Source organism: Thermonema sp., from assembly GCF_026003375.1.
In the GTDB taxonomy this organism is placed as follows: Bacteria; Bacteroidota; Bacteroidia; order Cytophagales; family Thermonemataceae; genus Thermonema; species Thermonema rossianum.
In genome coordinates this window covers 846485-859618 of the sequence record NZ_BPHD01000002.1, presented here as the reverse complement: position 1 = coordinate 859618, position 13134 = coordinate 846485, and the positions used below count along the sequence as shown (strand labels likewise).

At 48.3% G+C, this 13134-nt stretch carries 9 protein-coding genes; 5 read left to right on the top strand and 4 right to left on the bottom strand.

Annotated elements, in window-relative coordinates; all coding sequences use genetic code 11:
* Positions 1-95 precede the first annotated feature (95 nt).
* From rfaD to QVE43_RS08900, 3 genes are all read right to left on the bottom strand, one after another.
* Positions 96-1061: an ADP-glyceromanno-heptose 6-epimerase gene (gene rfaD / locus QVE43_RS08910; RefSeq protein WP_038031199.1), complete on the bottom strand. Its 966-nt coding sequence runs from the start codon at positions 1059-1061 to the stop codon at positions 96-98.
* Between the two features lie 6 nt (positions 1062-1067).
* Positions 1068-2618 carry a glutamate--tRNA ligase gene (gene gltX / locus QVE43_RS08905; RefSeq protein WP_038031197.1) on the bottom strand — a complete coding sequence of 517 codons (1551 nt, stop codon included), beginning with the start codon at positions 2616-2618 and terminating at the stop codon, positions 1068-1070.
* Positions 2619-2731: 113 nt separating this feature from the next.
* Entirely contained in the window at positions 2732-3448 is a 717-nt protein-coding gene (locus QVE43_RS08900) for a hypothetical protein (protein ID WP_038031383.1), read from the bottom strand.
* Between the two features lie 250 nt (positions 3449-3698).
* Here QVE43_RS08900 and groES point away from each other — a divergent pair, with 250 nt between their 5' ends.
* The 5 genes from groES to QVE43_RS08875 all read left to right on the top strand — a co-directional run bounded on the left by groES (position 3699) and on the right by QVE43_RS08875 (position 9559).
* Positions 3699-3977, top strand: a complete 279-nt coding sequence (gene groES / locus QVE43_RS08895; protein WP_038031381.1) for a co-chaperone GroES — start codon at positions 3699-3701, stop codon at positions 3975-3977.
* A 106-nt stretch (positions 3978-4083) separates the two neighbouring features.
* Entirely contained in the window at positions 4084-5709 is a 1626-nt protein-coding gene (gene groL / locus QVE43_RS08890; protein ID WP_288006218.1) for a chaperonin GroEL, read from the top strand.
* Between the two features lie 94 nt (positions 5710-5803).
* Complete coding sequence (locus tag QVE43_RS08885) at positions 5804-6562, top strand: YdcF family protein (protein WP_288006216.1); 759 nt, start codon at positions 5804-5806, stop codon at positions 6560-6562.
* Positions 6563-6591: 29 nt separating this feature from the next.
* Complete coding sequence (locus QVE43_RS08880) at positions 6592-9120, top strand: hypothetical protein (protein WP_288006214.1); 2529 nt, start codon at positions 6592-6594, stop codon at positions 9118-9120.
* A gap of 67 nt (positions 9121-9187) precedes the next feature.
* Positions 9188-9559 carry a TM2 domain-containing protein gene (locus QVE43_RS08875; protein ID WP_038031187.1) on the top strand — a complete coding sequence of 124 codons (372 nt, stop codon included), beginning with the start codon at positions 9188-9190 and terminating at the stop codon, positions 9557-9559.
* Positions 9560-9651: 92 nt separating this feature from the next.
* On the opposite strand, the gene QVE43_RS08870 is transcribed toward QVE43_RS08875, so the two are convergent.
* Positions 9652-13134 carry an efflux RND transporter permease subunit gene (locus QVE43_RS08870; protein ID WP_288006211.1) on the bottom strand — a complete coding sequence of 1161 codons (3483 nt, stop codon included), beginning with the start codon at positions 13132-13134 and terminating at the stop codon, positions 9652-9654.

Sequence of the window (13134 nt, the reverse complement as noted above, 5' to 3'; positions counted from 1 at the left end):
CGGCTTGATTCACAAACAACAAAGCCCGTGCGCCGCTTATGCAGCTACACGGGCTTTTGCTTTTATTCTAATCCCGCACAAAGAAAAGCAAAATTTCAATAATACTTACCGGGCAAAAGGTAATTTTGCACATAATCGGCAATGCCCTCTTCCAAAGAAGTAAAAGGCTTGTCATAGCCTGCGGCACGCAGCTTGTCCATCTTCGCTTCGGTAAAATACTGGTACTTATCGCGTATGTCTTCGGGCGTATCGATAAACGAGATACTTACCGGTTTGTTTAATGCGCGAAACACCGCTTTTGCCAAGTCCAAGAAGGTGCGTGCCTGCCCTGTGCCCAAATTGTAAATGCCCGGGTGCTTGCGCTGCTCCATCAGGAAAAGGCATACGTCCACCACGTCCTTCACATAAATAAAATCGCGCATTTGCTTGCCGTCTTCAAAGTCCGGCCGATGCGAGCGGAACAGCTTCATGCTGCCGGTTTCGCGAATTTGGCGAAAAGCATGAAAGACCACCGAAGCCATACGCCCCTTATGGTATTCGTTGGGACCATATACATTGAAAAACTTCAAGCCGGCCCAAAAGAAAGGCTTCTGCTGCTGCTCCAGCACCCACAGGTCAAAACGCTGCTTCGACCAACCATAAGGGTTCAGCGGTTGCAACTTAGGAATCAACCGCTCATCATCGGAATAGCCATACTCGCCCATGCCATAGGTGGCTGCCGAAGAAGCATAGACCAAAGGTATTTGATAGCGCGTGCAAGCCTGCCACACCTGCTTGGAATAGTTTACGTTCAATTCTTCAAAAACCGCTTCATTGAACTCGGTCGTATCGGTGCGAGCCCCCAAATGAAAGACAAATTCCACCGTCTTTTCATGCCGGTGCAGCCAGTCTATCAGCTGTTCACGCGGCACATATTCCACAATAGCCTTGCCTTGATAATTGGGGCGCTTGTCTTCGCGCGAAAAGTCATCAACGGCTACTATGTATTTGTAGCCGGCTTCATTGAGTCGCTGAATCAAACAACTGCCAATGAAACCGGCAGCTCCGGTTACTACTATCATGATTGCTTATGATTTAGCCGGTATCCCCAAAGTATCAATGGCGTACTGCAGGCGCTTGACAACCTCTTCCTTACCCAGGATGTCCAGAATTTCCACTAAGTCGGGACCTGCCATCTGACCGGTAATAGCCAGACGCAATGCCGGCATCACCTTGCCTATTTTAACCCCTTGCGCGGTGGCCGTTTCCTCCAGCAGCTGCTTCATGGCAGCCCCGTCAGAAGCACCGGCAGCCTGCAGTTTTTCGGCAAAGTCTTTCAGTATGGCAGCCGCTTGTTCGTTCCAACGTTTCGCCACTGCTTTTTCATCGAAAGAGGCAGGCGCCACGAAAAAGAAAGCTGCTTCTTCCCATATGTCCTTGGGGAAGGTAATCCGCTCTTTCATCAGTTCGCAAATGCGTACGGCTTTTTCTTTGTCAATATCGGCAACCTTGATGCCCGTATTGGCTTGCTCCAAGCCTTCGAAAAAGAAGGGAAGCAGCTCTTCACCTGATTTTTTTCGCAAATATTGTTGGTTAAACCACTTGGCTTTTTCAAAGTCGAAGCGTGCACCTGACTTGGTGATGCGCTCCAAGCTAAACTCTTGAATCAGCTCTTCCAAGGTAAACAGCTCCCGGTTGTCGCTGGGGTGCCATCCAAGCAATGCCAAAAAGTTGATAATGGCTTCGGGCAAGAAACCCCGCTCACGATAACCTATCGATACATTGCCTTCTTGGTCGGTCCATGTAAGTGGGAAAATGGGGAAGCCCAACTGGTCAGCTACCCGTTTGCTAAGCTTACCGTTGCCGTCGGGGCGTAAAATCAGGGGCAGATGTGCAAACTCCGGGGGCTGCCATCCAAAAAACTCATACAACAGCACGTGAATAGGCGCCGAAGGCAACCACTCTTCCCCACGAATCACATGGGTGATTTTCATCAGGTGGTCATCCACGATATTTGCCAAGTGGTACGTGGGCATGCCATCCGACTTGAGCAACACCTTGTCATCCAAGGCAGAAGCATGCACTACCACCCAGCCGCGAATATGGTCTTTGAAGCGGATTTCTTTTTTATGAGGCACTTTCATGCGAATGACATAAGGCTCGCCCGACTCGATACGTGCCTTCACCTCTTCGGGGGGCAACGTAAGCGAGTTCTTCATGCTCATGCGCGAAATGGCATTGTAAGAGGGATTTTTTGATTTGGCGGCTATCAAACGCTGGCGCATGGCTTCCAGCTCTTCTTCCGTATCGAAAGCATAATAGGCATTGCCTTCTTCTACCAGGCGCTCAGCATATTGACGATACATTTCTTTACGCTCCGACTGGCGGTAAGGACCATAAGGACCACCCACTTTGGGGCTTTCGTCGGGGGTCAGCCCCAGCCATTCCAGGGCTTCGTAAATATATTCCTCTGCGCCGGGCACAAAGCGTTTCTGGTCCGTATCTTCTATGCGAATGATAAACTTGCCTTCATGCTTCTTGGCAAAAAGGTAATTGTAAAGGGCAGTTCTCACACCGCCAATATGCAAGCCACCGGTGGGGCTTGGGGCAAAACGAACACGCACTTCTTGTTGACTCATAGTTTTCAGACATTTGGCGCAAATGTACAAAACTAATCAGGAACAAAGAAGCGAGCCCGCAGCCAATTCGCGAGCCCGCTTCATCGAAACTGACAATATGACAGCATGTCAGCCTATGCAGCCCAGCGTGCCAGATGCTTCATGAGCAGGCGGCGGGCAATGGGCACCACCGTTTCTTGCAAAGGGCACTGCACCTTGGCCACAATCAAGAAAGTAGCAGGCTGCGGCAGGTCTTTGTACTTTTTGATGAGCTGTACCTTCACACTTTCATAAGTTTCTGTTTTTCTCTTTTCCACCTCTTCCAAAAGATTCAAACGCACCGTGCGGTACTCTTCGTTCGGCTCGAAAAGCGTGCTTTGGTAAAGATAGACCTGCACCGCCTCGGTGCCGTCGAAATGCAAGAGCAAATAGCCCTCTTCATTGCGCAGGGGCTCAATGCCCACCGGCGACAAGACCATATGCTCTTCCACGTATTTATAAATATCTTCGCCTTCTTTCATCACCCGCTTAAGCTCAGGCAGTGCAAATAAGATGATTTCTTCAATCACCTGCATGAGCTCATCATCCTTCACTATCTTTTCATATTCCAAAGTCAGGCGTTCAAAATCTGCCTTGCTGATGATTTGGGGGAATTGCTCATAGAGCAAGGTCTTGTTTTTTTTGACATTGAGAAGATTTTGGTAGTGAAACACCAAATCGGAAAGCGCCGGATACAGCTTTACTTCTCCAAACTCGCGGCGCACTTCTTGCAAATACGCCAATAGCAGGTACTTCTTGTACTCGAAGTCCATCAGACCACTTGTCAGCCAATCCACACTCAACTTTTTCATAGATAAAAACTCTTTTTTGTAAAATATTCCAAACATTAAACAACAAAACGACAAATATTTTACCAAAAAAATCGAGTAACACAAAACAATTCACAACAGAGAAAAGTAAGAAACACCTGACATTTTTACAGTTTCCAACTGACAAGTAGGGAATTGGCACAAGAAGTGCTATACACAGGGGCGAAGTGTTCAACTTCTAAAAAGTGTAAGTGCTATGAGCGCAGCAGTTGAAACCAAAAACACCAACAACATGACTCAAGTAAACATTAAGCCTTTGGCTGACCGTGTGGTAGTGGAACCTCTACCCGCAGAAGAAAAAACTAAAGCCGGTATTATCATTCCTGACACTGCAAAAGAGAAACCTCAAGAAGGTGTGGTAGTGGCTGTAGGTCCCGGCAAAAAAGATGAACCCATGACCGTAAAAGTAGGTGACCGCGTGTTGTACGGTAAATATGCCGGTACCGAAATCCACATCGACGGCAAAGACTACCTCATCATGCGTGAGTCTGACATCTACGCTATCATCTAAGCATAGATGTAATTTTATTGCTGAAAAAGACGACACGCAACCCGGCTTTCTGAATTCATAATTACAGTAACAGTAAATGTTTAACCTTTAAAAACGGAAAAGAACTATGGCTAAGAATATTCTTTTTGATGTAGATGCTCGCGAAAAGCTGAAAAAAGGCGTTGATGCATTGGCAAACGCCGTAAAAGTAACCTTGGGTCCCAAAGGACGCAACGTTATCCTGGATAAAAAATTCGGTGCTCCTGCCATCACCAAAGACGGTGTGTCGGTAGCTAAAGAAATCGAGTTGAAAGACCCCATCGAAAACATGGGTGCACAACTGGTAAAAGAAGTAGCTTCAAAAACTGCCGACAACGCCGGTGACGGTACCACCACTGCTACCGTATTGACCCAAGCCATCTTCAACGCCGGCTTGAAATACGTGGCAGCAGGTGCCAACCCCATGGACCTGAAACGTGGTATCGACAAAGCTGTAGAAGCTGTTGTTGAGCACCTCAAAAAACAATCTAAAACCGTTGACAACTCAAACGAAATCGCTCAAGTAGCTACCATCTCTGCCAACAACGATAGCGAAATCGGTAAGATGATTGCCGACGCTATGGAAAAAGTGGGCAAAGATGGTGTAATCACCGTAGAAGAAGCCAAGGGCACCGAAACCGAGGTGAAGGTAGTAGAAGGTATGCAGTTTGACCGTGGCTACCTGTCGCCTTACTTCGTGACCAACCCCGACAAGATGGAAGCTGAGCTTGAGCGTCCTTACATCTTGATTACCGACAAGAAGATTTCTTCGCTCAAAGACATGCTTCCTGTACTCGAGCAAGTAGCTCAAAGCGGCCGTCCGCTGTTGATCATCGCTGAGGATGTGGAAGGTGAAGCTTTGGCTACTTTGGTAGTGAACAAGCTGCGTGGCACCTTGCGTGTAGCTGCTGTGAAAGCGCCCGGCTTCGGTGACCGTCGTAAAGCTATGCTCGAAGACATCGCTATCTTGACCGGCGGTACCGTGATTTCGGAAGAACGCGGCTACAAACTCGAAAATGCTACCATCGAGTACTTAGGTCAAGCTGAAAAAGTAACCATCGACAAAGACAATACAACCATCGTAAACGGTGCCGGCAAGTCTGAGGACATCAAAGCCCGCATCAACCAAATCAAAGCTCAAATCGAAACCACCACTTCTGACTACGACCGCGAAAAACTGCAAGAGCGTCTGGCTAAGTTGTCCGGTGGTGTAGCTATCCTCTACGTAGGTGCTGCTACCGAAGTAGAGATGAAAGAGAAGAAAGACCGTGTGGATGACGCTCTGCATGCTACCCGCGCTGCCGTAGAAGAAGGTATCGTGCCCGGTGGTGGTGTAGCTTTGGTGCGTGCTATTGAAGCCCTCGAAGGTCTAAAAGTAGAAAACGAAGATCAGCAATTGGGTGTGAACATCATCCGCACTGCGCTGGAAGCTCCGCTGCGCACCATTGCTTCTAACGCCGGTGCCGAAAGCTCTGTGGTAGTACAGCGCGTAATGGAAGGCAAAGGCGACTTCGGCTACAACGCACGCGAAGACAAGTTCGAAAACATGATTGCTGCGGGTATCATCGACCCCACCAAAGTAACCCGCCTGGCACTCGAAAACGCTGCTTCTATCGCTTCGTTGTTGCTGACCACCGAAGCTGTGGTAGCCGAGCTGCCTGAACCTAAGAAAGATGCGCCTGCTATGCCCGGCGCCGGCATGGACATGATGTAATCTGAAACAGAAGCCTCTTTCATAAAGTAGAACGGGTGGCATTTGCCGCCCGTTTTTTTATTTTAGGGGAGTGATATGCTCAAACTGCAAATCGATGTTTTTTGTTCTATCGAAAACGCTCTATTACCTGGCCATGCCTGCCGTATGGCTGCTTCTATTGGCGGCTGCTGTGCTATGGGTGCGGCGCCCCATCGTGAAGAAGCGTCTGAGCATTTTGTTGCTATGCTTGCTACTGCTTTTTACGAACCCTTTTGTTATCAACCAACTGATGCGCCGGTGGGAATTGCCGCCACGTCCCTTGCATGAGCTGCCCTCTTACGATGTAGGCATTGTGCTGTCCGGCATTGTACAAACCCACCAACAGCCTGCAGACCGGGTATATATGCAAAGAGGCGCTGACCGCCTGTTGCATGCTCTTCTGTTGTACCGCAAAGGCATCATAAAGAAAATACTGATTAGCGGGGGTAATTACGACAGCACGGTAACGCCCGAGGCAGAGCAGTTAAAACAAGTTTTATTGCTGGCAGGCGTCCCAGCAAAAGACATCATTGTGGAACCCTACGCTCTCAATACGGTTGAAAATGCCCGTTATACGGCAGTTCTTTTGCGCGACCACTTCCCGCAAGGGCGCTATCTGCTTATCACTTCTGCTTTTCACATGCGCCGGGCACTGGGCTGTTTCCGTCAGGCAGGCATCGAGGCTGACCCCTTCCCCGTGGACTTCTATTCCACCCCAAAACAAACACACTGGCTGCTGTGGATAGCCCCCAATGAGCAAAGCATAGCCCTATGGGGCGTTTTTATTCACGAATTGATAGGGTATATAGTGTACGATATTTTAAATTATCTTTGAAAGGCTTGTAACATAACTTACTACCAAAGATGAATTGGCGTAAAATTACCATACTGATATTTCTGTTTTTTGCTTTGTTTCTCAGCTATTACTTCTTGTGGGTTTATCCTCAACGTTATCAGTATTCTACCGAAAAAAGCATCCCGCATCAAGAGGAAATGCTTTTTTATTTCCCTACGACGGCACTCCTGCTCAATTACTTGGAGCAAAGCCCCTATGCGCGTTATATCATCAACCGGCAGACACCCGAAAGTGCATGGCGCTTGCTGCGCCTTTTGCTGCAAAGCGACCCCAAACGCACCGCCTGGCTTAGCGCTGATTTTCAAAACCCTCAACAGACAAAGGGCGTGCTGTGCATTCCCCTGCGTGACAAAGAGCGCAGCAGTATTTTGTCCAACATAGAATCCTTGTTTGCCCGCGACTTCATCAGTGAAGATTATCAACTGGAAGGACGCCGCATCTTGCGGCTCGAAGAGCGCCAAAGCAAGCGGTATATTAGTTTTTGCTTGGAAAAGAATTACCTGCTTGTCAGCTTCACCGCCGACTACCTGGAATATACCCTCCGCCATAACTACTGGGGACAACCGGAACGTTTACAGCGCATTTTTCATCCCGAAAACCACACTAAAGCAATTAGCGTCTTTTTCCGCTTTCATCTTATCGATCGCTTTCAAAGAGGCATCGAACATTTGTTTCACGATGCGCCCGCTGCCAACACACTCATTTATGCACAGCTGACACCCGCAAACAGTGGTTGGTGGCTTAGCGGTAACTTTTTGACGCCCGGCTATGCCGTACATGATCTCAACCGTTGGCGACATGTATCACCCGGCGGCTTTCGTCAGGTGCATTTGATTCCCGACTTCCTTACAAGTATTTACAAAGTAAGTATTGTGCCGGGCTATGGCAACCCGGCTGCCATACCGGATGCCCCACCGCTTCCATGGGTAGGTGGTGAAATGTGTTTTTACACCGACAGCTTGCAAAAGAGCCGGTCTATAGCTTTCTTGAGTGTGCAGAGCCAGGGGGCGCTTGAAGAGCACTGTCGTCGCCTCAAGCACGAAGCATTTTTACATGATGTGGTTTTTGCCATTCGCGACAGCATGCGTGCTGCCTTACAAGCCCATCTGCCCCGTCAATTTCCGGATTTGAGCATTTATTGGGGGGCTTTGCTGGATGAAGGGCGTTCCTTGCTTGTATCGCCCAGTGCCGACCTGCTCGAGGAAGCCATTCATTACTACCGGCAGGAGCGCACCTGGGGTAAGAATGTATCTACCATGCAATATCTGCGCTCCATTCCCACCGAGCAGGATATTTGCTTTATTCAGCTTCCTGACGAGTACAGCGAAGCGCTGATGCAGCAACTGCCCTTACCGGCTCTGCGCGGATTGGAGCTGAACATGACCCCCGCCGAAAGCAAAATATTTATTCAGCTGGGGCAGGAAGAAGCTGTCATGTCTTTAGACTCCAACGCTTCTGCCGAAACTTCCACCGGAAAAGTCGAGCAGCTGTGGGCAGTGGAAATAGGCGATGGTATTTTAACCGGCGTGCAAAGAGTAAAAAACCACACAAGCCCCCATCCGGATATTTTGCTGCTGAACGACCTTCAAGAAATAGCTTTGCTGTCGAGAGAGGGTAAACTGCGCTGGAAAAGAAACCTGCCCGGGAACCCGGTTACTCCTGCCATAGAGGTGGACTATTACAACAACAACAAATATCAATACCTCATTGGATGCGAGCAGCACCTCGCTTTGTTTGACCGCCTGGGGCGGCCTGTCAAAAACTATCCCCTTCCTTTGCCCCTGCAATCTCAACTGCGCCACCTGAGTGTGGCAGACTACGACGGCTCACATAACTATCGCTGGGTAATCAACAATACCCGCGACGAAATTTTGTTGCTTAACAAAGAAGGGAAACTGTTGGCAGGCTGGAACCCCAAGCGCATCGAAGGACATATGGTACAACCCACGCACCATTTCCGCCATGAAAGTAAGGACTATTTTATAGTCTTGCTACGGGAAAACGGATGCCTGTTGTTAAACCGTCGGGGTGAGCCTTATGCGGGCTTTCCTGTAGCTTTGTCTGAACGTCCTACGGATTATTATGTAGATGCCCGGCGCGGACTCATCTACATCATTGGCGAAAAAGGGTTGCTTCATGTTTTGAATACCAAAGGCAAAATCGTAAGTAAACTGCAGCTACCCCGCAAGGAAGGCAGTTTCTTTAGAATCGTGCATCACCCATCGGGCTTTTGGATTGTAAAACAACACTTAAATGAGTTAAGCCTTTATTCGCCCAAAGGCGATTTACTATGGGAGCAGCACTTCTCTGCCACTGACGACATGAAAATACAAGCATTCCGGCACCGCAACCGCGACTACTTCCTGGTGATAGAGCCCGGTGTAGCTCTTGCCTACCTGCTCAACCATAAAGGCGAGTTTGTGGTCAATAGTATAGAGAAGGTGCAAAACGCTTGTGCACTTTCAGCCGGTGAGTACGTTGAGGTGTCGGCTATTTATGGAAACACCGCCAAGCTGTTGCGTGTTTCTTTAAAGTAGAGCGAAAAGAAGTGCTAACTTTTATTGATGCTGCCACACTAATAAGCAAACTATTGAGTTCAAAAGAATGAAAAAACGCCTGCTGACAGCCGTACTTGCTTTCTTGTTTGGTAACTTCGGAATACACCGGTTTTATTTAAACCAACCGGGCTTGGGGATTCTTTACCTGCTGACTTGCGGACTGCTTGGCATAGGCTCTATCATCGATACCATTGCTTTCCTGCTCATGGATGATGATGTATTTGATGCCCGGTATAATACCCACGCCTTTCTTTCAAACCGGATGAAAGGTGGTTTAAAGCAGAGGAGGCTTCCACGCAAACAACAAAGTTTATTGGTTGCCAAGCAACTGAAAGAGCTGGAAAGCATGTATGAAAAAGGGAGCATCAACTTCGAAGAGTTTGAGTATTTAAAGCAAAAGCTATTATCGGAGATATAAAAAAACACCTTTTGTTTTTCTAAACAGCAAAAAAGGCACAAGCAATGCTTGCGCCTTTTTTCTTATACCTTTAAAAAGGAGGAGGTATGTAGTTATACAGAGATTGCTTCTTCTTTCGCTTCCGTTGTAGCTTGCACCTTACGCTTGCGCAAGCCGGCCTTCAGACGGTCGGCAATCATATACATCACCGGCACAATCACCAGGGTCAAGAAAGTGGCGAAAGTAAGCCCAAAAATGACCGTCCAAGCCATAGGTCCCCAGAAAAGCGCGTTGTCGCCACCGTAGTAAATATTGGGCTCGAAGCGGGCAAACAAACCAAAGAAATCGATGTTCAACCCAATAGCCAATGGAATCAAGCCCAGAACGGTAGTGATGGCTGTCAGCAATACCGGGCGCAGACGGGTTTGCCCTGCTTTGGCTACTACTTCCACCAAATCCTTGCGTGAAAGGAATTCTTCATCTGCCAATCCCAGTTCTGCTTTGCGGCGCTTGCGGGTCAAATTGGTGTAGTCGATCAACACAATGGCATTATTCACCACCACACCGGCCAAAGAAATGATACCAATGCCGGTCATAATTACGACAAAGTCCATTTGGAAAGCCACCAAGCCCAAGAACACCCCAATGGTACTAAACAGCACCGAGGTCATGATGATGAAAGGCGCCGAAATAGAGTTGAACTGCGTAACAATAATCAAGAAGATGGCAAACACCGCAATAAGCAACGCCTTCATCAAGAACTGCATGGATTTTTGTTGTTCTTCTTGCTCACCGGTGAACTTCACAGAGTAGCCCTCAGGCAACTCCAGGTCTTTCAACTCGTTTTTGATTTGCTGCACTATCTCGTTGGCGTTGTATCCCTCTTTCACGTTGGAATAGATACTAATGACACGGTCGAGGTCTTTGCGCTTCACCGAGCCATAAGTCGAAGAATAACGCACCTTGGCCACTGCCGAAATGGGCACTTGCTGTATTTGCCCGCGATTGTTGCGGAAAGTAATGTTTTTGTTGAGCAGCGCATCGAGGTCATGGCGGTACTCTTCCTTCAGGCGCACATAAATGGGATATTCGTCTTCGCCTTCTTTAAACTTCGACACCTCTTTGCCAAACAGTGCCGTACGTATCTCATTGGCAATAGAATAAGTCGATACTCCGAAACGGCGTGCTTTCTCGCGGTCTATTTCCACTACCAATTCCGGTTTGCCGGTTTCAAGGTCTGTTTTCAGCTCTTCAATGCCCGGAATGCCCGCCGCCTCAATGCGGTTAATCACTTGTTGAGAGATGGCAATGAGTTTATCGTAGTCCTCGCCTGCCACCTCTATGTTGATGGGCTTACCAACAGGTGGTCCGCTGCGGTTTTTCTCTACCGTAATAACCACGCCCGGGTATTTGTTCAATGCGCGGCGCACGTCCTCCATCAGCTTGGCAGTAGATACGCCCTTGCGCAACTCATAGTCCACGAAGCTAATGGTGATTTTGCCTTTATGTGGTGTATTTCCCCCTTGACTACTGAAGCCATCTTCGCCGGTACCTGCTCCTACCTGTGCAATAAACGACTCAATCATGAAATCGTAGGGCTTGAGCAACTCCATCAAGTCTTTTTCTATCTGCTCTACCTGACGATTGGTTGCTTCGATGTCGGTACCAATCGGCTTTTCTATAAATACGTTGATGTACTCCGGCTCATTCACAGGGAAGAAGTTCACTTTGGGCGCGCTGATACCCAGCAGCATAATAGAGAAAATCAACAGTAAGAAGGTGGCTCCGAGGAAGTAATAGGGGTTCCGTCCACGAAGGGCAAAGCGTATAAAACGCGAGTAACCCGCTTCGATGCCGGGCAACAGGGTGTCCTGGAACCAGTGTGTCGCCGGAATAAGCGCATATTGATAAATCAGGGTAAGCAAACCGGCAGTTACGAAGATGTTGGGAAGGGTGAAAGTGCTTAGCGCACCGGCAAACTTCAATCCAAAGAATGCAAGCCCAATCAGCGTAAGAGCTATGCCCACTTTAATGGTTTTCGGGCTGCGCGACGCTTTGCCGTCGGCGTCGTCTTTGCGCATGAACAGCACGGCAAAAGCGGGGTTGATAACCAAAGCAACAAAAAGAGATGAAGACAAGGTGATAATCAAAGTGATGGGCAGGTACTTCATGAACTCCCCGATGATGCCACTCCAAAATGCCAAAGGCACGAAAGCCACTACGGTAGTAGCCGTGGAAGCAATGATAGGCACAGCCACTTCACCAACACCTTCTTTTACTGCTTGCAAAATGGGCTTGCCTTCTTCCAACTGCCGGTAGATGTTTTCAATAATCACGATGCCGTTGTCCACGAGCATACCCAATGCCAAGATGAGCGAGAAGAGCACCATCAGGTTCAGAGTCACGCCGGCCGCATCCAGTATCATGAACGACATGAACATGGACAAAGGAATGGCAATGCCCACAAACAAGGCATTACGCAAGCCCAAGAAGAAGAGCAGCACAAGCACCACCAAAATCACCCCGGAAATGATGCTGTTTTCAAGGTTTGCCAGCTGCGAGCGCGTACGCTTCGATTGGTCGTTGGTAATGGTTACCTGCAAGTCTTCGGGGAATTTTTTCTGCTTGGCAACTTCAATGATCTGCTTGATTTGGTCGGCGGCATCAATCAGGTTTTCGCCGCTTCGCTTCACCACGTTAATAGTTACCACCGGCAGACCTGACGAGCGGGCATAGCTTTCACGTTCTTTATAGCTGTTTTCCACATACACGTCGGCAATATCTTTCAGGTAAACCACTTCGCCCCGCTCCTGCTTCACCACAATATTTTCTATTTGCTCGCGGTTTTTGAATTCGCCATCGATGCGGATGGTTCTACGGAAGTCGCCTTCTTTGATATTACCACCCGAAAGGGTGATGTTTTCTTGTTTAATGGCGTTTTCAATGTCCATGAAAGACACCTGACGGGCTTCCATTTTGAAGGGGTCCACTTCTATTTTCACTTCGCGCTCAAGTACACCCCGTATGGGAGCTTCCGATATTTCGGGCAGCTTTTCAATTTCGTCTTGCAAGTACTCGGCATACTCTTTCAGGGTTTCCACATCATAGTTGCCCGATATGTTGATGAACATGATGGGGATTTCCGAAAGGTTAATGTCAAACACATTCGGGTCGGAGGGCAAGTCGTTGGGCAACTCGGCTCTGTCCACTGCGTCTTTTACATCCTGCAATGCCTTTTCCACTTCCACATCGGGGTTGAACTCCACGATAATGGTTGAGTAGTCCTGAATGGAAGTGGACTTTATGTCCTTCACCCCGGAAATAGATTTGATTTCTTTTTCAATGGGGCGTGTAACCAGGTTTTCCATATCGATGGGCGAGTTGCCGGGGTAAGGCGTACCTACATAAATAGTAGGTATCACAATCTCCGGGAAAGTCTCTTTGGGCATTTGTACATACGACATTGCCCCAAAAAGCACAATCAAGACGGTGAGAATCACCACGCTGGTCACATTGCCCACCGCAAGGTTGGTTAAGCCGAACTCTTTTTTGATATCCGGCTTTTGCTCGTTTATATTTTGTTTGTTGGCGCTCAT